The organism is Paraburkholderia unamae (assembly GCF_003268775.1).
Lineage (GTDB): Bacteria > Pseudomonadota > Gammaproteobacteria > Burkholderiales > Burkholderiaceae > Paraburkholderia > Paraburkholderia unamae.
Genome location: NZ_QLSU01000026.1, coordinates 67,098 through 86,268 on the forward strand (window position 1 = coordinate 67,098; position 19,171 = coordinate 86,268).

Consider the following 19,171-nt stretch of genomic DNA (forward strand, 5'->3'; position numbering starts at 1 on the left):
ATGCACCTCTCGTTCGCACTCGTCGCGCTCGCTGCTTACCTCGCCGTGCTGCTGCGCGTGCTCACGTACCGCAGGAACGGTGCGCGGCACCGCCATCGCGTTTCGTGGTTCGCCTGGGCGATCGTTGCCGTGTCGGGCGGCTCGGCGATCGAGTTCATGTTGAGCGCGCGCCATGCGGGATTTTTTGATGCCGCGAGCGCCGTAGTGCTCGCGGTGCTCGTCTTTACCTCGCGCGGCAACGTCGCGCATATGCTACGGAGTGACCAGCAATGAGAACACTTCGCCTCGGCGACCACGGCGACGATGTCGCGCTGCTTCAGCGGCGTTTTGTGCGCGGCAGCTATGCGCTCGCGGTCACGCACGTCTATGACGCGCCGACCGAAAGCGCGGTGATGGCGCTCCAGAAGAAAACCGGCCTCGTCGTCGACGGCATCGCCGGGCCAAAGACGTACGCGGCACTGGCGACCGGCCAGCGCAACCCGAAACACCTCACGGATGCCGACCTCATTGCGGCGGCCGACACGCTCGGCGTGCAGGTTGCCTGTGTGCGCGCTGTGAACGAGGTCGAATCGCTCGGCTCCGGGTTCCTGTCGGACGGCCGCCCGAAAATCCTGTTCGAACGTCACATTCTCTGGCGGCAGCTCAAGGCGCGCGGCATCGACCCCGCCCCGATCGCGGCGAAGTATCCGAACATCGTCGGCGAGACGGCGGGCGGCTATCAGGGCGGCGCGGCCGAATATACGCGGCTCGCTTCGGCCGAGCTGATCGACCCGGATGCCGCCTGGGAATCGGCGAGCTGGGGCGCGTTTCAGGTCATGGGCTACCACTGGCAGCGCCTGGGCTATTCCGGCGTTGATGACCTCGTCGCGCGCATGGAGAACAGTGAAGGCGACCAGCTCGACCTTTTCGTGCGCTTTGTCGCGGCCGATGCGGGGTTGCTCGCGGCGCTCAAGGGCCGGAAGTGGGCCGCGTTCGCCAAGGGCTACAACGGCCCGGATTACGCGCGCAACCTGTATGACGCGAAGCTCGCGCAGGCATACCAGAAGTACGCGGGCGACGTGAGGGCGGCCGCATGAATACGCTCGCTACCCGGCTCATTGCGGCCGCGCTTGCACTCGGCCTGCTCATCGGCGGCCTGCTCTACGTGCAAGTGCTGCGCGTCAAGCTGTCGGAACAAGGGCGGCAGCTCGACGATGCAAACCAGCAGATTGCGAACCGCGACCAGACAATCAAAGGTCTGCGCGACGACGCGAAAGAGAAGGTCAATCAACAACAGCAGCTCGACGCGTCGACCGACAAGGTGATGGCAAAACTATCGCTCGCGCGCGAGGATATCCGCAAGGTGATCAATGAAAACCCGACCGTACGTGCATGGGCCGATACTCCTTTGCCTGCTGACGTTATCCGCCTGTCAGGCAGTCCCGCCGCAACCGGCGCCAACGCTTTCAGTGCTGGAGTGCCAGCGGGTGACGCGGTGCACGCTGCCCGCGATGGCGCCGACCACTAACGGCGAGTTGCACTCGGCGTTCGACACGGCCAAGGGCGCATGGGGTATGTGCGCGGCCAAGGTGGACATGATCGCCGATTGTCAGGAAAAGGCACAGGCGAAGATCGACGCCGAAGCCGCAAGCGCCGCCCATGAATAAGCCGGGTAGCGCGCGCGCCGCGCTGGAAAAGGCGATTCCGTCGCTCGTCGATGAGCCCGACAAGCTGACCGTATTCATCGACTCGGGCTCGATCGCCGCGACAGGCGGTCATACCGTGTCATTCGAGTATCGCTATACGCTGAATCTCCTGTTGCTCGATTTCGGCGGCGAAGCGGACGATGTGATGATCGCGCTCGTCGAATGGGCGCGTGCGAACCAGCCCGACCTCGTGACGAACTGGGACCAGCGCGAAACCGGCATCACGTTCGAATGCGACGTGCTCAACAATGCGACCGTCGATCTGTCGATCAAGATGAAGCTGTCAGAAAGCATTGCCGTCACAACGGCGGCCGATGGCTCGCGCACGGTGCAGCATGTCGACGACTCGCTTGACACGTGGGTCGCGCCAGCGTGAACGAACTCGAAGCGATCGACCGATGGGCGGGCCTGCTGCTCGAACAGCTATCGCCCAAGGGCCGCCGCGCCGCGATGCTGGAACTCGCCCGCGTGTTGCGCCGCAGCCAGCAATCGCGCATTGCGGCGCAGCGCAACCCGGACGGTGCCGCCTACGACCCGCGCAAGCCGCGGCGACAGCCGGGCGGCAAGCTGCGCGACAAGCGCGGCCGCGTGCGTCGCGCCGCCATGTTTGTACGGCTGCGAACAACGAAGTATCTGAAAACCGAAGTGGACTCGGCGGGCCTCGCAATCGGATTTGACAATCGCGTGTCGCGCGTGGCTCGCGTCCACCAGTTTGGCGAAACGGGCCTCGTTGCGCCGCACGGTGCGCAGTACAAATACCCGGCGCGCGTGCTGCTCGGGTTCACGACCGAAGATCGCGAGCTGGTTCGTGACATGATCCTGAAACACATCACAAAAGCGGCCTGAAACCGGGCTTTTTTTGTATCCAGACGCGCCACACACGTGGGCGCTCGCGTCGCGCACGCGCGGGCGGCACCATTGGCGTATGGATGCCAACGAATCCCGCCGCCAATTTATCAACGTGGTCCGCAAGGGGGCCGTGCTTGATGTCGACCTCACGAGCAACCCGCCGACATGCCGGGTTTCTGTGGGCGACCCCGACGACGCCGACAATTCCGGGCTTGTAACGGGGTGGATTCCGTTCCTCGCGCTTCGCGCTGGTTCGACGCGCGAATGGAACCCGGTCACGAAGGGCGAAAAGGTCGCGATTCTTTGCCCGATGGGCGATCCGGCGCAGGGTATCGCGCTTGCGGGCCTTTACTGCGAAGAAACACCGCCGCCGAGCACGAGCCCTGACAAGCACCTACGTGTGTATCCGGACGGCGCGGCCATCGAATACGACCACGCGCAGCACGCGCTATCCGTCGTGCTGCCCGCCGCCGCAACCGTGCTTATCGTCGCGCCGGGTGACGTCACAATACAAACCAATACCGCAAACGTGCAGGCCGAGACGATCACGCTCGACGGCGACACGACCGTGACGAAATCCCTGACGGTCAAGGGGCCGCTCGCGTTCGAATCCGGTATGACGGGCGAGGGCGGGGACGGCGAAAAGGTCATGCGCATCAAGGGCGCGGCCGATTTCGACGGCGAAGTGCGCTCGGGCGGCATCAGTGTGCCGTTCCACACGCACCGCGAGCAGGGCGACAACGAGCTTGTCAGCTCGCCGCAGAACATCGGGGGATGACGTCATGAAAGGCATGAACCATTCAACCGGCGTCGTCGTGAGCGGCGTGTCTCACCTGTATCAATCGATCGCGCGCATTCTCACGACGCCAATCGGCTCGTGCGTCGCGCGCCGCGAGTTCGGCTCTGACCTGCCCGACCTCGTCGACGCCCCGAACAACGGCACGGTCCGCGTGCAGCTCTACGCGGCCACCGCCGCAGCGCTGATGCGTTGGGAGCCGCGCCTCACGCTCACGCGTGTGCAGCTCGCGAGCGATACGGACGAGCTGGGCGCAGGCATTCAGGTGATGGATATCGAGGGCTACGCGACCGACACGGGCGACGCCGTCGAAACGACCGTGACGCTGTCGACGTCGGAGGCCGCATGACAACGACCGCAATCGACCTGTCGCTATTGCCCGCACCGGCCATCGTCGAGACGCTGGAGTTCGAAACGATCTATGCGGAGCGCAAGGCCGCATTCATCGCGCTCTATCCGGCCGACGAGCAGGACGAAATTGCCGCGACGCTCGAACTCGAATCGGAACCGCTCACCAAGTCGCTACAGGAGAACGCCTATCGCGAAATGGTGCTGCGCACGCGCGTCAACGATGCGTGCTATGCGGTTCTGCTCGCCTATGCTGAAAAGGGCGATCTGGACCAGGTTGCGGCGAACCTCAACGTCGAGCGCCTGACGATCACGCCCGCCGACGACACCACGACGCCGCCAACGGCCGCAGTGATGGAAAGCGACGACGATTTGCGCGCGCGCTGCCAGCTCTCCTTTGAAGGCTATACGACGGCCGGCAGCAAGGGCAGCTACGTTTTCCACGCGCTCTCGGCGGACGGGAACGTGAAAGACGTTCTGCCCGTGAGCCCAGCGGCCGGACAGGTGATGGTCTATGTGATGTCGCGCGACGGCAACGGCGAAGCCGATGAAACGCTGCTGCGCACGGTCAAGGCGGCGCTGTCCGACGAAATCAAGCGACCAATGACGGATTGGGTCGATACACAGTCGGTCTCAGTGATTGAATATTCCGTCGACGCGGAGCTTGTGGTGTTCGAAGGACCGGACATCGCGACCGTGAAAGCGCTCGCGCTTCTCGCCGTGCAGACCTACACGGCATCGGTACATCGATTCAACCTGACCGCGTCGCTGTCGGGCATTTACAAGGCACTGCATCAAACCGGCGTTGACACGGTCAACCTGAACTCGCCCGCACAAAACGTCACGGTCTCGCCGGGTCAGGCCACGTACTGCACGAGCATCAACGTCACAGTCAAGGTGGTCAGCAATGGCTGATTTCGTGTCACTGGTGCCGCCGAATGCGACGACACTTGAGCGCCGACTGGAGCAGGTGAACGCGGCAATCGAGGAAATTCCCGTTCCCGTGCGCTCGATGTGGAATGCGGACACGTTCCCGGCCAATGCGCTGCCGTGGCTCGCGTGGGGCTTTGGCGTCGAGCTGTGGGATAGCGAGTGGAGCGAAGAACAGAAGCGCGCTGCAATCAAGAACTCCCTTTTTGTGAAGAAGCACAAGGGGACGATTGGCGCGGTCAAGCGCGCGCTTGCGGCGCTCGGCTACGACGTCGAGATACAGGAGTGGTTTAACCAGATTCCCCTGGGTGCACCGTACACGTTTGATGCCCTGATCGATGCTTCGCAAGTCGCCATCGATGAAGAGGGGCTGATGGCCGTGCTCCAGCTCATCGACGCGTACAAAAACCTGCGCTTGCACATGCGCAAGGCGACGCTTTCGGTTACGACCCGTTCGCAGCTCTGCGTAGCGGCAACGACCGTAATGGGTCAGCAAATCACCATACCGTTTGATGGTCCGAAGTATTCCGATGGCTCTTTTGCCTATGACCTCGTGCTTGACGCACTGGAGCATGGAGAGCCGAGCACTGTCGAAGCACTCGACGGAATCGACAAAACCGTGCGGCAGACGATGCCCAATGATTCCTGGAAGGAAGAATGACGGACGCACTGAACAGCCGCGTCGCGCGGTTTGAGCAAAATGAAGCCAACGTCGACACGTGGGCCAAGGGCGACGCCACCACTTCCGTGGACTTCGGCGGCGGCCCGGTTCGCTCACCGGCGAAGCTGATTGCGGACCTTGATCGCGCCATCACGGACGAAACGGCGGGCTTGCTCACGCTTGCGCAGCAGGCGGCGGCAGCAGCCGTCGAATCGTCACAATCCGCGATGCAGTACGCGAAGGAGAGTGCGGATAGTGCAGACAGGTCGGAGGCCGCGTTATTCGATGCAGTAAAAGCCTCGGAACTCGCCGACCCCACAAAAGGCGTTTCGATGGTAGCGCACGCCGTCGACGATCGCGTGCTGTCGGATCATGGTGCGTCGATGGTCGGGGTGACGTACACGGACCCGGATGCGGTGAGGCAACCCCTCATTCAGGTGATCGAGGAGCACTTCACTGTGACACGCTATGGTGCCAATCCGAGTGGCGATGGGTTCTCCACCGATGCGTTCAAGAAAGCTCTCGCAAAGGTCACACAGATTGCTCAAAACCTGGGCGTCACCCGAGTGCCTGCGATCGAAGTGCCGTCCGGTCTTTACAAGTGTGACGATACACTCCCATTCGCTCCCTGGCACAAGTTCGTCTCGCTGGGAAACGTCGAGTTGAATTTTGAAGCGCTCGACCTCGGCAAGGATGGCATCGTCCTACGCAATGACCAGACTGCGATCCCGGAGGGGGACGCCAAGGGCGCTTCAATGGTGCCATTTCTCAACGCTGGGCATGGGTCAATCTTTGTGAAAGGGCCGGGTAAGGCGACTGCTCAAGGATGGGGCATCCGTGTTGGCGACACAACCAATGCAGGCAATATCCGCGATACGGGTGGCGAGGGCGTCATCGTCTCAGGATGGCGCGGAGCGCTGCGCTACGATCCGATCAACACGTACCTTCTGACGTGGACGAAGTGCCGCTTCGAGCAAAACCGCGAAGAAAACATCTATGTGAGCAGTGACACGCCAGTCATCAACAGTGGCGAAAAAATGCTCTTTCGTGATTGTGTGCTATCGGCTGCTTACCATGCGCTCTACCACAACTGCGACGGCTTCATGTATGAGTTCGATGGTTGCTCGATCGACTATCACGATATTCCGTTCAAAATCGATGCGTTGGGTCGATACACGCGCTTCCTGTTTGTTGGCGGTCATTCGGAAGCCTTTGAGGGATTGTGGTTCGATGCCACAACGAGCGGCGCACGTGTGGAACTCGCGCTCGTCGGACATGAAATCCTCACCACAAAGCGGTACGTTAGTGCGACCTCGGGCGCGACGGTGCGCACGATTATCGATGGCAACGCGTCAAACCGCATGCGTTTGACGGGGGACGACAATGCCCTGCGTTATACGGTGCGCCCGTACCTGCCAGATACGCCTCTCATCGGCGACAACGTACTGATTCATGGACTGAGCGGCACCATACAGGAAGGCAACTACGCCATGTTGTCGCGCTCTCGTCTGCTGCTGCGCGATGGTGCGTTTACCGTCAATGCAATAGGCACAAGCGGCACCGCACTGACACATTGGGTTCGCGACCAGGGCGCGATTACGGACGTCAGCACGACGGACATACAGTCGATAGATGCGCTCGGGCAATCGCTCCACCTGGTTGGCACATCAACGAATTCGACGGCGACTTTCCACAGTGCCGACACGCTTGCTGTGAAGCCAGGTGAAATCTATGGGCTCGGCAGTGATGTCTATGGTGCCGGTACGACGGGTGATCTGAACGTGCGTGTGTTCCTGCGGTTCTATGACTACACGGGCGCACAGGTGGGGGACGACGCGGGGCTGACCTACAAGATGTCGGACGCTTACGCGGACGCCGCCGTTCCGAATCAGTCGCTGGGACGCGTTCGCGCCATGTGCTCGGATTCCGGCATCCAGACAGTGCCGCGATTTGCGACGACGGCGAAGGTCTATTTCACCGTCTCCGCTTTTGTTGGTGACGTGTACATCAAGAACATCCGCGTATTCAACGCATAAGGGCCAACGCCATGCAAAAGCTTGAGTCACTGATCATGAAAGCGATCCCCCAGGACAAGTGTCTGCACGTGATCGCGGGCGCAATGGTGTTTGCGGTGATGCACGCCGTTCCGCAGAGCTTCGGTCCTGCGTGGGCGTTCGGATTCGCAATGGTTGCGGCCGCAGGCGTCGCAAAGGAGGTGCTCGACCACTTCACGGGCGGCGACGTATCCGCATGGGACGTTCTCGCGACGTGCATCGGCGGTGCGCTCGCACTCGCATGCCACTTCTGAGCCAGCAACCGGACACGCCAGCATGGCAAATTTTCGCACCATCCATACGCTGTACGGCCTGAAGCGCCTCGCACAGTCGCAGACTACCGGAGCGGCTATCAATATAGTGGCCGTATCTGTCGGGGACGGCGGCGGAAACCCCGTGACGCTCGACGCTGAACAAACGCAACTCGTGCGCGAACTCTTTCGCGAAAAGCCGAACCGCGTCTATCAGGATGCGAAAAACCCGGCGATTTACACGGTAGAACTCGTCGTACCGGCAAAGGTCGGCGGGTTCACCATTCGGGAAATGGCTGCATGGGACGATCAGGGCGGCATGTTCGCACTCGCGAACACCCCCGAGTCGTACAAGCCGCAGGGTGACGGCAGCGAGGGATCGTTTTCCGACACTGCATTGCGCATGCAATTCATGGCGACCGATGCGACCGTCGTCACGCTCCAGGTTGACCCCAACGTTACGGTGGCAACGCAGGACTGGATCACGAACACCATCACGGTTCCCTACCTGCTACCAGGCGGCGTAACGGGACAGGTGTTGCGCAAGAAGTCCAACGCCAATGGTGACACCGAATGGGCTGACCCCGGCGTTGCTGAAGCTGTCGTGGCGATCGTGGAGGAAGTGCAGGAACTCGCGGACGGACAGACGGCCGTCATCCTGACTGAATGCACGACCGCAGGACTGAGCGTCTACGTCGGCGGCAGTCGTCTGTTGCCGAGCCAGTGGACGGCCGACGCGGGCGATGTCACGAAGCTGACCCTTGCGGCCGCATATCCCGCCGGAACCAAGGCCGATTTCGTGCAGAACGAGCCGGGGGCGGCGAAGCCGCTCATGCAGGACCGCAACCTTTCCGACCTGCAATCGGCCGCGAGTGCGCGCGCAAACCTCGGCGTCTACAGCAAGGAAGATACGGATGCGAAAGCGCCACCCTCGCTGATAGCCTTCTTTGCGCGCACAACGGCTCCGAGCGGCTGGCTGAAGGCCAACGGTGCGGCGGTGAGCCGAACGGCTTACGCGGCCCTTTTCGCGGCGATTGGCACGACCTTCGGAACCGGCGACGGCTTCAACACGTTCAACCTGCCCGACATGCGCGGCGAGTTTCCGCGCGGTTGGGACGACGGGCGGGGCGCGGACGGCGGTCGCTCGCTCGGCAGCCAGCAGGCGCAATCCTTCGCGAGCCATGCTCACCCGGCGAGCGCGGACCAGCAGGGCAGTCACGCGCACAGTGCGTCGACCAATCAGGCGGGCGGCCACCAGCACTCGGGCAAAACGGGCCAGGTAGGCGACCACGCGCACGAGCAACCGAACAACGGTTCGGTGCAGTCCGGGACGGACAACGGCGGTTCGCCCTCGCCAGCCGTGAACGGCTATGCCGTGTCGAGCAAGCAACCCGCCGCGACCAAGGCCGCTGGCGCACACGATCACACCTTCGGCACGGACACGCAGGGGCAGCACGAACACACCGTGACGGTGAACGCGGGTGGTGTGCACTCGCACGGCGTCACGGTGAGCGCCGTAGGCGGCACGGAAACGCGTCCCCGAAACGTGGCACTGCTCGCCTGCATCAAATTCTGAGAAAGCCCATGAAAACCGTCCATCAGACCGATCACGCGGGCATGTATCAAGGCCCGGTCGACGCCGACGAAAGTCCGCTTGAGCCGGGTGTTTACCACCTCCCAGCTCGTGCAGTTGAACCCGCGCCGCCGCAGTCGTGGCCCGAGAACAAGTGGCCGAGATGGAACGGCGCTGGGTGGGATCTCGTGACCAAGCCCGATCCGGCCGATGAAGCCGCGCAGGCCACGGCGAAACTGCGCAAATTCCTGACCGGCAACCCCGATGTCGCCAAGCTGATTGGCATGTAGCAGGCGCGGCGAGTGCCGCAACCATTCCCGAACATTCTCACCTTACAGGAGTCCTAACATGCCTGACGCATACCAGCACGGCGTATCCGTCATCGAAATCAACGAAGGCTCGCGCCCGATCCGCAGCGTGTCGACCGCTGTAATCGGCGTGGTCTGCACGGCCGAAGATGCCGATGCGGCGACGTTCCCGCTCGACACGCCCGTGCTCATCACCAACGTCGTTTCGGCGCTCGGCAAGGCTGGCACGAAAGGCACGCTGTACACGACGCTGAACGCGATCGGCCAGCAGACGAAGCCCATGACCGTGGTGGTGCGCGTCGCGGAGGGCCTGGACACCGCCGCGACCACGACCAACGTGGTTGGCACCGTCACGGCGGACGGCAAATACACGGGCCTCAAAGCGCTGCTGACCGCCCAGGCAAAACTCGGCGTGAAGCCGCGGATCATCGGCGCTCCCTTTCTCGATACGCAGGCCGTGGCCACCGCGATCGCCACAACCGCGCAGGCGCTCAAGGGCTTCGCGTATGTCGCAGCGTATGGCGCGAAAACGAAGGAGGAAGCGACCACGTACCGCAAGCAATTCAGCCAGCGTGAAGTGATGGTCATCTGGCCGGACTTCATCGCGTGGGATGACAAGGCAAGCGCGAACGCCGTGGTCCCGGCGACGGCCTATGCGCTCGGCTTGCGCGCGAAGATCGACAACGATACCGGCTGGCACAAGACCCTGTCGAACGTGGCCGTGAACGGCGTCGTCGGCATTAGTGCGGACGTATCGTGGGATTTGCAGGACCCGTCGACGGATGCGGGATACCTGAACGAGCAGGAAGTGACGACGCTTATCAACCGCAACGGCTATCGCTTTTGGGGCTCGCGCACGTGCTCGGACGATTCGACGTTCGCGTTCGAGAACTACACGCGCAGCGCGCAGGTTATCGCCGATTCGATCGCCGATGCGCAGATGCCGAATGTAGACGGCCCGCTCAATCCCTCGCTGCCGCGCGACATCATCGAGAGCATCAACGGATGGTTTCGCGAGCAGGTCGCGGGTGGTCGACTGATCGGCGGATCGTCGTGGTACGACCCGGACCCGAACACGACCGATGTGCTCAAGTCGGGCCAAGCCTTCATCGACTACGACTACACGCCGGTTCCCCCGCTGGAGAATCTGAAGCTTCGCCAGCGCATTACCGATCGCTATCTGGCCGATTTCGCGTCGCGCGTGAACGCGTAACGAAACCGCCTAAAAACAGGAGAAAATACGATGGGTATGCCCCGCAAACTCAAGGGCTTCATGCTGTTCCAGAACGGCGAAAACTACGTTGGTCAAATTGGAGAAATCACGCTGCCGAAGCTCACGCGCAAGGCGGAGGACTGGCAGGGCGGCGGCATGAGCGGCCCGATCAAGGTCGATTTCGGGCAGGAGGCAATCCAGCTCGAATGGACGTGCGGCGGCCTCATCAAATCGGTGCTCACGCAATACGGCATCACGAAGCATGATGGCGTGCTGCTGCGCTTCGCGGGCGGCTACAAGGCCGAAGATGCGGACGGCTACGACTCGATCGAAATCATCATCAAGGGCCGCCATACCGAGATCGACCTCGGCACGGCGAAGCCGAAGGAGGACACGGCGGTCAAGATCACGAGCGCGGCCAGCTATTTCAAACTGAGCTGGAACGGCGAGACCGTCATGGAATTCGATTTCGTGAACTCCATCGAGAACGTCGGCGGGACCGACCTGCTCGCGGCGCTGCGAACCGCCATCGGCCTGTAACCCTCACGTCCGGCCGCGTCGCGGTCGGAAATCCCTTCCATTCCTCGCAATAGGCTCACACCATGCAAACGCACGATCAACATTCCACCGACGCTCATGCACACGTCCTTACCGCTGACCATACCGGCGCTCACTCGCACACGATCGCCGTCGAAGGCGCGCACGTCCACGTCATTCAGGAAGCACCGGCACACAGCCACGGCGTTTCGACCGAAGCGGCTCCGGCGGCGGCCGTACAGGACGATCCGAACACGCACACGCTCGACACCCCGATCGTGCGCGGCAATCAGACCATCGACAAGATCACGCTTCGCAAACCGCGCTCGGGCGAATTGCGTGGCGTGTCGCTCGCGGACCTCGTGAATCTCGACGTTTCCGCGCTCTCGAAGGTGCTGCCGCGCATCAGCTCGCCCACGCTCACGGAGCACGACGTGTCGAGCATCGATCCCGCCGACCTCGTTCAAATCGGAGGTATCTTTGCCGGTTTTTTGATGTCGAAGGCCGTGAAAGCGAAACTGGCCTCCCTGACCGAGTAGAAGACGCAATGGCCGACATCGCGACGGTGTTCGGCGGTTGGACACCGGCCACGATGGGCGAGTTTTCGCTGGCCGAATTGATGGACTGGCGTGAGCGCGCGCGCCTCAGATGCGGAAACGGTGACGATGGATAACGCCCTGAAACTTCGCGTCATGTTCGACATGATCGACAACATGACGAAGCCCCTTAAAAACATCCTCGCCGGTAGCAAGGGGCTGGCTGGCTCGCTCAAGGAAACGCGGCGCGAGCTGGCCGAAATGGGCAAGACGCAAAAGGCGATCGGATCGTTTCGCGAGCTGCACGGCGGCCTGTCGAACACGACCAGGCAGCTCGACGCGGCGCGAGATCGGGTAAAGCTGCTCGCGGGCTCGCTGCGCGAATTCGGGCCGCCATCGCAACAGATGACAGGTGAGCTGACGAAGGCCCGACAGGCGGCCTCACTGCTGCGCGCCGAGCAAAAACAGCAGACCACACAGCTACAGGAAATGCGCACGCGGCTGGCTGGCGCAGGCATCGACACGCGCAACCTCGCGCAGCATGAGCGCGAGCTGCGCGCGAACATGAGCGCGACAACCGCGACCATGGCTGAGCAAATGCGCAAGCTCGACACGCTCGGCGACCGCGAGCGCCGCGTGGCCACTGCGCGCCGGAGCATGGAGAAAATGCAGGGCATCGCGGGCAATATGGCGGTGTCCGGTTACGCCGCCAGGTCGACCGGCATGCATATGTTCGGCGGGCTGGGCGAAACACTTGATGAGGCAAAGAAGGCGCAAAACGAGGAAGGGCGCATCAAGGCGCTCGGCCTGGGCGATCATGCGACGATTGATGCAGTGAAGTTCGCAAGCGACATGAAGGTGTATGGCGCGAGCTTTACCGACAATCTGACGATGATGCGCGATTCGATGACGATCTTTGCCGATGAGCATCACGCACAGATGGCCGCGCCGACCCTTTCCAAAATGAAGTTTGCCAATGAGGCGATGTATGGCGAGGAGGGCGGCCACGAGAACGAAGAAAAGTTCATGAACATGCTCAAGGTCATCGAGCTGCGCGGCGGCACGAAGGACGAAGCAACGTTTCGGGACGAAGCAAACCGGGTGCAAAAAGTGATTTCGGCCACGGGTGGTCGAGTGGGCGGCGACCAGTGGATGGAATTCGTGCAGCGCGGCGGTGTTGCTGCGAAGTCACTTTCGAAAGATGCGTTCTACTATCAAATGGAACCGCTCATTCAGGAGATGGGTGGGAGCACGGCGGGCAACGCCGTGATGTCCGGTTATCAAAACCTGATCGAAGGTCGCACGACCGTGCGCGCGGCGCGCAAGCTGATGGGCTTCGGCCTGCTGGATTCCAAAAAGGTCGAATACGACAAGAACGGTCACGTGAAGGCGTTCTCGGATGGCGCGTTGCTCAACTCCGAGCAATTCAAAACGTCGCCCTACGAATGGATGCAAAAGACGTTGCTTCCGACGCTGGCAAAGCAAGGCATCACAGGCGAAAAGGAAGTGTTGAGCACGATTGGTTCGATCTTCACGAATCGGTCAGCGTCGAACCTGTTCGCGACCATGTACTTGCAGCGCAGTCAGATTGCGAAGAACGAACGACTCAATACGGGGGCCGCGGGCATTACCGAATTGAATGCGATCGCACAGGAACAGACTCGCGGCAAGGAAATCGCCGCGCTTGCCGAGCTGCGCGACCTGAAAAACGAGATCGGTAAGAAGGTAACGCCACTCTATAACGCAGGATTGCAGGCCACCGCGAGCGCAACCGGGAAGGTCGTTTCGTTCATGAAGGAGCACGGCACGGCCGCGAAAGTCGTCATCACGGCGCTTGCTGTGCTCGCTGCGATGCTCGTCGTCGGCGGCTCGTTCACGATCGCATTGGCGGGCGTGCTCGGGCCGCTCGCGCTCGTGAAATTCAGCATGCAGGTGCTCGGCATGCAGGGCGGCATTCTTTCGCGCGCGCTCGGGCTCGGCGCGGGCGCGTTCCGGTTAATGGGAAGCGCTGCGATGTTCGCCGGTCGGGCGCTGCTTACGACGCCAATCGGATGGATCACCCTCGGCGTCGCAGCGCTCGCGGGCGCTGCGTATCTGCTCTACAACAACTGGGGAACCGTAACGGGGTTCTTCGGCGGTTTGTGGCAGGAGGTTCGAGCAGCCTTTGCGGGCGGCATTGGGTCGGTGACTGCGCTGCTCGTGAACTGGAGCGTATTGGGGTTGCTGTATCAGCCGTTCGCGGCCGCGATGGCGTGGCTCGGTGTCGATATGCCCGCGAAGTTCTCGGAGTTCGGCGCACACATGATTGCGGGCCTTGTGAACGGCATCACGAGCGGCCTGGGCTCGGTCAAGGATGCAATCGTCAACGTGGCAAGCTCCACGGTCGGATGGTTCAAGGAAAAGCTCGGCATTCGCAGCCCGAGCCGGGTATTCGCGGAGCTGGGCGGCTTTGTCGCGCAGGGCGCTGCGCTCGGCATGGAAGGCGAGCAAGGGCGTATCACGCGCGCGGCGGTTGCAATGGCGACGGTGGCGACAACCGCATTCGGCGCACCGGCATTCGCGCAGGGCGCAGCGGGCGCGACCGTGCCGCTTATCCGCCCGAATGTGCCGATCGACCGGCGGCCGCCCGTCACGGCATCGCAGGGGGCAGCGGCCGTGCAAACCGGTCCCGCGCAAATCATCATCAACATCTATCCGCGTGCGGGCGACGACGAAAACGCAATCGCGCGCGCTGCCGGCCGCGCCGTGGCGCTGGAGCTGGACCGCCGCGAGCGGTCAAATCGCGCACGCAAAGCATCGAGCCTGTCGGACTCGTAAAGGGGAGCACGCACAACCATGATGATGTCGCTCGACCAGTTTGTTTTCAGCCTCGCAACCGCGCCATACAAGGAACTGCAACGCCAGCGCAACTGGAAACACCGCACCAGCTCGCGCGTCGGCACGCGCGACGCAAGCCAGTACACCGGAGCGGGTGACGATGTCATCACGCTAAACGGCATGGTCGCGCCCGAATCGATCGGCTCGATTGCGTCGCTCGACCAGCTCGCGAAAATGGGCGACGTCGGCGACGCGTATGTGCTCGTCGACGGTATCGGCACTGTCTACGGTGCCTTCATCATCGAGAGCCTGAACACGACGTCGACGTACCACACAAAAGAGGGCATTCCGCGCAAGATCGAATTCAATCTCACGCTCAAGCACGTTGACGACAGCAGGATTGCGGCGAAAAAGGACGCGGGCTAGATATGGCAACCGATGAAATCACGAAGTCGCGCATGCAGCCGCAGGCGGATTACCGCGTCACGCTCGACGGCAAAGACCTGTCCGGCCTCATCACGCCGAAGCTCATCAGCCTGTCCATCAGCGAATGCAGGTCCGACGAGTCCGACATGCTCGACCTCGTGCTTGACGACTCTGACAATACGTTTTCGATTCCTAAGCGTGGCGCGAACATTGAAGCGTCGATCGGCTGGCTGGGCGAACCGCTCGTGCACAAAGGCACGTTCACGGTTGACGAAGTCGAGCACAGCGGCGCGCCTGATATCATCACGGTCCGTGCACGATCGGCCTCGATGACAAACGCCATGCACGAACGGCGCGAACAAAGCTGGCACGGCCAAACCATCGGGTCGATCGTGCGCACCATCGCATCGCGCCACTCGCTCAAGCCCGCCGTCGCAGCGGCGCTCGCGCAGATTGGCATCGCGCACATTGACCAGACCCACGAAAGCGACATGTCGTTCCTGACGCGCCTGGCACGCCGCTACGATGCGGTGATGAACGTCAAGGCGCTAAATCTCCTGTTCATGCCGATCGGCAAAGGTACGACAGCCAGCGGGAAATCGCTCGACGTGCTGACGATTACGCGCGAGAACGGGGACCAGCATCGCTACCACATATCGCAGCGCGAGAGCTACGCGGCGGTGCGCGCGCACTACCATTCGAACGCGAAGGGCAAGCGCCAATCGGTGCTGATCGGCGGCGAGAATAACCAGAACGTGAAGGTGCTGCCGGAAGATTATGCGACCGAAGCCGAAGCGCGCGCGGCCGCCGAAGCCGAGTTTGCGCGCACGCAGCGCAGCCAGGCGACGCTCACGTACACGCTCGCGCTCGGCCGCGCGGAGATTTTCCCGGAACTGCCTGTCGTGGTCAGCGGATTCAAGCCGGAAATCGACGCGACGCCGTGGCTCGTGAAGTGCGTCACGCACACGATTTCCGCCGATGGCGGTTTCGGCTCGCAACTCGACCTCGAAGTGCGCGACGATCCCACGACTAGCCGACACAGGTCACATTTCCGAAAGAGTATGTGATCTCATGAGTAGACGTGGACGTAAAGGATAGAGCGAGTTACGGAGTACCGTCTGCCCCGACAGAAGAAGAATCGACTGTCATGACTATCGGCACTGTCGACGAAGTGGAAGGGGTGCTCATCGCACCTCACCAGAAAAGATAGGCATCTGCCAAGTTACGGAAATTACTTTCTGGTGAGGCAGTTTTCGCAGACACAGTGTCAACTTACCGATGCACTAATCTTGAAGTTCAGGGAGGAAGCCGCCGTAAACGCGACTAATACCACAATCTGCGAGGGGCTAATAGCACTTGACTGAACCATCATATATTGAACCTGCGGAATAGCACCCGACAGATAAATCATGCTTACTTCTATCTCTTCTGGGTTCGGGGCAATGATTCCGTTGATGGTCAGATACACTGCCAGAGTTGCGCCGGGGGTGTACGAACCGGATGCAATCGTCTGCGTGTTCGAAACCGCTACGTAATTCCTCGACTTCATGTCGCTTGATAAACTTTGCAGCAAAATGTTGCGTCGGTAAGACGTTGACAGCACACCGAATCCTACAAACCCGGCAGCCGGTGTACCTCCCGATGGAATGAAATTACCGAATGCCGAGATTATCGTGGAATCTATTGGTCGCGCCGAAGAACTAGTTGGTAAGTACGTCGCAACTATGTCTGAATTTCGTACGTACGCTTTGCACTGCCACTCTGCGCAAGTCGAATTAATACGGATCGCCGTCACTGTTCCATCAGCGCCAGCGGTCTTACGGACTTGGTTAATGTCTGCGGCAAGTACGCGATTCTGCTGACCATCGAATGCTACCGCTGTCGAAGGAAGGTTAGCCCCTTCTACTCCGAGGAAGCCAATCGACTTCTGATACCCGTACAACTGCACTAGATCCTGAGCGTTGTTCGAACCCGACGCATAGATACGCACGTTATCGATATGCCCTTCCTGCGCTGTGTCGCTATCAAGCCAGTATGCCTGACCATCTACACCGTAGCAGTTATGGATATCAAGAACACTGCCCTGATAGTAGGCTCCTTGGCGCGTCCAAAGTCCGCCATTACTCGACTCAAGAATAAGGGTGGTGAACTTCAGACGAACCGCACTCTGCGTACCATTGGTAGCTGCACCGACAATAAAGGCGTAGCCTTGACGGCACCCGAATGAGTGCATCCAACCAATCTCTGCTGCACAGTTCTGCGTATAGTTCGACACGCGACGAAGGGGCTCAAGGAACGAGGGATACCCGATAATCGTAGTGCCGCCACTGGTCGTATTAGGCACGAACGTAGCCGTGTCAGGGTAGCCACCTAGTCCTATATCAGCAGACTCGATATACAAGTCTTGCGGACCATCATGTACCCAATTGTCATTGCCACTTGCATAGATAGACAGATTACGGATATACCCATTCGCCAGATTGTGGCGATACCAATCTGTCGTCGTGCGAGTAATCGCGCCGAGGGACGTATGTAATCCGGTCCCCGGGGCAGCTTGGAGGCGCACATTATCCAGCACCATACGAGTGCCACCTAATCGCATACCATACCCGGCCGTCACAGAAGCTGTGCCAGAGAAGTGTTCTACATTGGCGTCGATAGTGATGTTACGCAGACCAAATGCATCTGGGGTGTTGGCATCAGTCGGGTTGCCGGACGATTTCTTATAGAAGTCAAAATTATAGGAATCGATAACCGAAACCCCGCTCCAGCCATCCGGGGCCTTAAGTATAACCGCCTCCTTATAAGTGCCTTCTAAGGTGACCCCCGTCTTCAGGATCAGCCCCGTTGCTCGATACATAGGACTGTCGAACCTAATAACGCCACCTCCTGTGGCGCTTACGCTATCGATCGCATCCTGAATAGCCACAGAATCGTCGGTCACACCATCTCCTTTTGCACCAAAGTCTTCTGGCTTCAGAGTATTAGTTAGAGGCGTCGCATTTAAAGTTTCCGAAAATGAATTATTAAGATCATTCACCTTCAATATTTTTTCTGATTTATACGTATTTCCCATTTTATATCTCTTTAAATTGAACAAGCGAAATTGATTGCCTCAGACCAGTTCGGATATAGTAAATCGGGGTACCCAATTCGAACTACCTAGCCAGCGTTCTATGACTTTCCGAGACAGGCGAGGGTGGGTGATTGAAATGCTTAACCTTCTACGTCGGCGTTTTGGCTTGTAAGCACGATAGGCGATCGCGGCACCATGGACATTCTTGCACCGTCCTTTACTTTGATGGCACTGTCGACAGCAGACATTTGTGTGGCCGCTATGGCAATTGTCTGCACGGCCGATTATGGCCGCACTGAGTTCGTATCAAGAACGATGATCGCGGCCAACGCGCGCATCATTCAAAAGGCATATCCAGACCCGTTGCCGTCAGTCGCGATGGTACGCGGGCGGCCCGATCTCGGACCATATGCGCCCGGATCGCCATGATTTCGGCAATTCGACGGCGAGCAGACGCCAGCGCGCGAGCACGACGGCGAACGAGCCATCGAGTTTTGCGCGGCGAATTTTGTCGACTACGTTCCATCCGCGCACGTACTTTGCAAAGCTGCGGCTGCTCGACAGGAAGTGCGGCGCGTGCACGCCGACCCACGCCAGCATTTCGGCCGGAGGGACGTCCGGAGCGTTCGGGTCCGGATCGATGTTCGCTTTGACGGCGACGTCGTCGAGTCCCGCGCTCGCGTCAGCTTGACGTGCGGGCGCGGAGGCTTCCTGCTTGCGAAGGCGCAGCAGCTCGATACGGTGCCAAGGGATGGGCGAGCGTCCGGCGGCGTAGTTCCGGACGCTTCGGGTGCAGCAGCGTAGAATTTCGGCGATTCGGTCGACGGACAGTCCGTCGACCAGTGCGAGGAAGTCGCATAGCTCGCCGTGTCGGGATGCTGCGGAGTTCATTGGATCGCAAGCGGGGAATTTCGTAAGAATCTGTAACTATGCTTACAGAAATATTCTTTCGACCTGACAAAACTGGTAGGTATTCCGCCGTTAGCCGCTTCAACTTAACATAATGCAAATTAGCGCATTTTTATAAATGTTCTCAAACATCAGTAAAAACCCCAAACCTCAAGCGAAAACGGGCCGAAGCCCGTTTTCGCCCGACACCCCGTAGCCCGGT

General features: G+C 60.6%; 23 protein-coding genes. 21 read left to right on the plus strand and 2 right to left on the minus strand.

Annotated elements, in window-relative coordinates; genetic code table 11:
- The 21 genes from C7401_RS32540 to C7401_RS32640 all read left to right on the plus strand — a co-directional run bounded on the left by C7401_RS32540 (position 1) and on the right by C7401_RS32640 (position 16,051).
- The gene (locus tag C7401_RS32540; RefSeq protein ID WP_112175820.1) at positions 1–273 is read left to right on the plus strand and encodes a phage holin family protein; all 273 of its coding nucleotides are present in this window, start codon (positions 1–3) and stop codon (positions 271–273) included.
- Positions 270–1,076: an N-acetylmuramidase domain-containing protein gene (locus C7401_RS32545; RefSeq protein ID WP_112175698.1), complete on the plus strand. Its 807-nt coding sequence runs from the start codon at positions 270–272 to the stop codon at positions 1,074–1,076. Before C7401_RS32540 ends, C7401_RS32545 begins: the two co-directional genes overlap by 4 nt.
- Positions 1,073–1,507, plus strand: coding sequence for an Rz-like lysis system protein LysB (gene lysB, locus C7401_RS45755; protein ID WP_112175701.1), 435 nt, complete (start codon positions 1,073–1,075; stop codon positions 1,505–1,507). The genes C7401_RS32545 and lysB overlap by 4 nt, the downstream gene beginning before the upstream one ends.
- Complete coding sequence (gene lysC / locus C7401_RS45385; protein WP_258397326.1) at positions 1,395–1,646, plus strand: Rz1-like lysis system protein LysC; 252 nt, start codon at positions 1,395–1,397, stop codon at positions 1,644–1,646. Before lysB ends, lysC begins: the two co-directional genes overlap by 113 nt.
- Positions 1,639–2,061 carry a phage tail protein gene (locus tag C7401_RS32560; RefSeq protein ID WP_112175705.1) on the plus strand — a complete coding sequence of 141 codons (423 nt, stop codon included), beginning with the start codon at positions 1,639–1,641 and terminating at the stop codon, positions 2,059–2,061. Before lysC ends, C7401_RS32560 begins: the two co-directional genes overlap by 8 nt.
- Positions 2,058–2,531 carry a phage virion morphogenesis protein gene (locus C7401_RS32565; RefSeq protein WP_112175822.1) on the plus strand — a complete coding sequence of 158 codons (474 nt, stop codon included), beginning with the start codon at positions 2,058–2,060 and terminating at the stop codon, positions 2,529–2,531. Before C7401_RS32560 ends, C7401_RS32565 begins: the two co-directional genes overlap by 4 nt.
- 79 nt (positions 2,532–2,610) lie before the next feature.
- Positions 2,611–3,312, plus strand: coding sequence for a phage baseplate assembly protein V (locus tag C7401_RS32570; protein ID WP_112175707.1), 702 nt, complete (start codon positions 2,611–2,613; stop codon positions 3,310–3,312).
- A 4-nt stretch (positions 3,313–3,316) separates the two neighbouring features.
- Positions 3,317–3,679: a GPW/gp25 family protein gene (locus C7401_RS32575; RefSeq protein WP_112175709.1), complete on the plus strand. Its 363-nt coding sequence runs from the start codon at positions 3,317–3,319 to the stop codon at positions 3,677–3,679.
- Entirely contained in the window at positions 3,676–4,593 is a 918-nt protein-coding gene (locus C7401_RS32580; RefSeq protein WP_112175711.1) for a baseplate assembly protein, read from the plus strand. The genes C7401_RS32575 and C7401_RS32580 overlap by 4 nt, the downstream gene beginning before the upstream one ends.
- Positions 4,586–5,269 (plus strand): phage tail protein I, encoded by a 684-nt coding sequence (locus tag C7401_RS32585; RefSeq protein WP_112175713.1) that lies wholly within the window; start codon positions 4,586–4,588, stop codon positions 5,267–5,269. The genes C7401_RS32580 and C7401_RS32585 overlap by 8 nt, the downstream gene beginning before the upstream one ends.
- The gene (locus C7401_RS32590; protein WP_112175716.1) at positions 5,266–7,305 is read left to right on the plus strand and encodes a hypothetical protein; all 2,040 of its coding nucleotides are present in this window, start codon (positions 5,266–5,268) and stop codon (positions 7,303–7,305) included. Before C7401_RS32585 ends, C7401_RS32590 begins: the two co-directional genes overlap by 4 nt.
- A gap of 35 nt (positions 7,306–7,340) precedes the next feature.
- Positions 7,341–7,577 carry a hypothetical protein gene (locus C7401_RS32595; protein ID WP_146758042.1) on the plus strand — a complete coding sequence of 79 codons (237 nt, stop codon included), beginning with the start codon at positions 7,341–7,343 and terminating at the stop codon, positions 7,575–7,577.
- Positions 7,578–7,599: 22 nt separating this feature from the next.
- Positions 7,600–9,150, plus strand: coding sequence for a phage tail-collar fiber domain-containing protein (locus C7401_RS32600; RefSeq protein WP_112175720.1), 1,551 nt, complete (start codon positions 7,600–7,602; stop codon positions 9,148–9,150).
- 8 nt (positions 9,151–9,158) lie between these two features.
- Positions 9,159–9,437 carry a phage tail protein gene (locus tag C7401_RS32605; protein ID WP_112175722.1) on the plus strand — a complete coding sequence of 93 codons (279 nt, stop codon included), beginning with the start codon at positions 9,159–9,161 and terminating at the stop codon, positions 9,435–9,437.
- Positions 9,438–9,495: 58 nt separating this feature from the next.
- Positions 9,496–10,668, plus strand: a complete 1,173-nt coding sequence (locus C7401_RS32610; protein WP_112175724.1) for a phage tail sheath protein — start codon at positions 9,496–9,498, stop codon at positions 10,666–10,668.
- 30 nt (positions 10,669–10,698) lie between these two features.
- Entirely contained in the window at positions 10,699–11,208 is a 510-nt protein-coding gene (locus C7401_RS32615; RefSeq protein ID WP_112175726.1) for a phage major tail tube protein, read from the plus strand.
- A gap of 173 nt (positions 11,209–11,381) precedes the next feature.
- Positions 11,382–11,744, plus strand: a complete 363-nt coding sequence (locus C7401_RS32620) for a phage tail assembly protein (RefSeq protein WP_258397327.1) — start codon at positions 11,382–11,384, stop codon at positions 11,742–11,744.
- 8 nt (positions 11,745–11,752) lie between these two features.
- Entirely contained in the window at positions 11,753–11,878 is a 126-nt protein-coding gene (locus tag C7401_RS32625; RefSeq protein ID WP_112175730.1) for a GpE family phage tail protein, read from the plus strand.
- Positions 11,871–14,558, plus strand: coding sequence for a phage tail tape measure protein (locus C7401_RS32630; protein WP_112175732.1), 2,688 nt, complete (start codon positions 11,871–11,873; stop codon positions 14,556–14,558). The genes C7401_RS32625 and C7401_RS32630 overlap by 8 nt, the downstream gene beginning before the upstream one ends.
- Positions 14,559–14,576: 18 nt before the next feature.
- The gene (locus C7401_RS32635; RefSeq protein ID WP_112175734.1) at positions 14,577–14,984 is read left to right on the plus strand and encodes a phage tail protein; all 408 of its coding nucleotides are present in this window, start codon (positions 14,577–14,579) and stop codon (positions 14,982–14,984) included.
- A 2-nt stretch (positions 14,985–14,986) separates the two neighbouring features.
- The gene (locus tag C7401_RS32640; RefSeq protein ID WP_112175736.1) at positions 14,987–16,051 is read left to right on the plus strand and encodes a phage late control D family protein; all 1,065 of its coding nucleotides are present in this window, start codon (positions 14,987–14,989) and stop codon (positions 16,049–16,051) included.
- Between the two features lie 200 nt (positions 16,052–16,251).
- Here the strand turns inward: C7401_RS32640 and C7401_RS32645 are convergent, their stop codons facing one another.
- Positions 16,252–18,060 (minus strand): glycosyl hydrolase family 28-related protein, encoded by a 1,809-nt coding sequence (locus tag C7401_RS32645; protein ID WP_112175738.1) that lies wholly within the window; start codon positions 18,058–18,060, stop codon positions 16,252–16,254.
- 369 nt (positions 18,061–18,429) lie between these two features.
- The gene (locus C7401_RS32650) at positions 18,430–18,951 is read right to left on the minus strand and encodes an IS21 family transposase (protein ID WP_112175740.1); all 522 of its coding nucleotides are present in this window, start codon (positions 18,949–18,951) and stop codon (positions 18,430–18,432) included.
- Positions 18,952–19,171: the final 220 nt, after the last annotated feature.

What these genes read in the sequence shown, in the direction of transcription:
- C7401_RS32540 (WP_112175820.1), top strand. Translation starts at nt 1, where the DNA reads ATGCACCTCTCGTTCGCACTCGTCGCGCTCGCTGCTTACCTCGCCGTG.
- C7401_RS32545 (WP_112175698.1), top strand. Translation starts at nt 270, where the DNA reads ATGAGAACACTTCGCCTCGGCGACCACGGCGACGATGTCGCGCTGCTT.
- lysB (WP_112175701.1), top strand. Translation starts at nt 1,073, where the DNA reads ATGAATACGCTCGCTACCCGGCTCATTGCGGCCGCGCTTGCACTCGGC.
- C7401_RS32560 (WP_112175705.1), top strand. Translation starts at nt 1,639, where the DNA reads ATGAATAAGCCGGGTAGCGCGCGCGCCGCGCTGGAAAAGGCGATTCCG.
- C7401_RS32570 (WP_112175707.1), top strand. Translation starts at nt 2,611, where the DNA reads ATGGATGCCAACGAATCCCGCCGCCAATTTATCAACGTGGTCCGCAAG.
- C7401_RS32575 (WP_112175709.1), top strand. Translation starts at nt 3,317, where the DNA reads ATGAAAGGCATGAACCATTCAACCGGCGTCGTCGTGAGCGGCGTGTCT.
- C7401_RS32580 (WP_112175711.1), top strand. Translation starts at nt 3,676, where the DNA reads ATGACAACGACCGCAATCGACCTGTCGCTATTGCCCGCACCGGCCATC.
- C7401_RS32585 (WP_112175713.1), top strand. Translation starts at nt 4,586, where the DNA reads ATGGCTGATTTCGTGTCACTGGTGCCGCCGAATGCGACGACACTTGAG.
- C7401_RS32590 (WP_112175716.1), top strand. Translation starts at nt 5,266, where the DNA reads ATGACGGACGCACTGAACAGCCGCGTCGCGCGGTTTGAGCAAAATGAA.
- C7401_RS32595 (WP_146758042.1), top strand. Translation starts at nt 7,341, where the DNA reads ATGAAAGCGATCCCCCAGGACAAGTGTCTGCACGTGATCGCGGGCGCA.
- C7401_RS32600 (WP_112175720.1), top strand. Translation starts at nt 7,600, where the DNA reads ATGGCAAATTTTCGCACCATCCATACGCTGTACGGCCTGAAGCGCCTC.
- C7401_RS32605 (WP_112175722.1), top strand. Translation starts at nt 9,159, where the DNA reads ATGAAAACCGTCCATCAGACCGATCACGCGGGCATGTATCAAGGCCCG.
- C7401_RS32610 (WP_112175724.1), top strand. Translation starts at nt 9,496, where the DNA reads ATGCCTGACGCATACCAGCACGGCGTATCCGTCATCGAAATCAACGAA.
- C7401_RS32615 (WP_112175726.1), top strand. Translation starts at nt 10,699, where the DNA reads ATGGGTATGCCCCGCAAACTCAAGGGCTTCATGCTGTTCCAGAACGGC.
- C7401_RS32625 (WP_112175730.1), top strand. Translation starts at nt 11,753, where the DNA reads ATGGCCGACATCGCGACGGTGTTCGGCGGTTGGACACCGGCCACGATG.
- C7401_RS32630 (WP_112175732.1), top strand. Translation starts at nt 11,871, where the DNA reads ATGGATAACGCCCTGAAACTTCGCGTCATGTTCGACATGATCGACAAC.
- C7401_RS32635 (WP_112175734.1), top strand. Translation starts at nt 14,577, where the DNA reads ATGATGATGTCGCTCGACCAGTTTGTTTTCAGCCTCGCAACCGCGCCA.
- C7401_RS32640 (WP_112175736.1), top strand. Translation starts at nt 14,987, where the DNA reads ATGGCAACCGATGAAATCACGAAGTCGCGCATGCAGCCGCAGGCGGAT.
- C7401_RS32645 (WP_112175738.1), bottom strand. Translation starts at nt 18,060, where the DNA reads ATGGGAAATACGTATAAATCAGAAAAAATATTGAAGGTGAATGATCTT.
- C7401_RS32650 (WP_112175740.1), bottom strand. Translation starts at nt 18,951, where the DNA reads ATGAACTCCGCAGCATCCCGACACGGCGAGCTATGCGACTTCCTCGCA.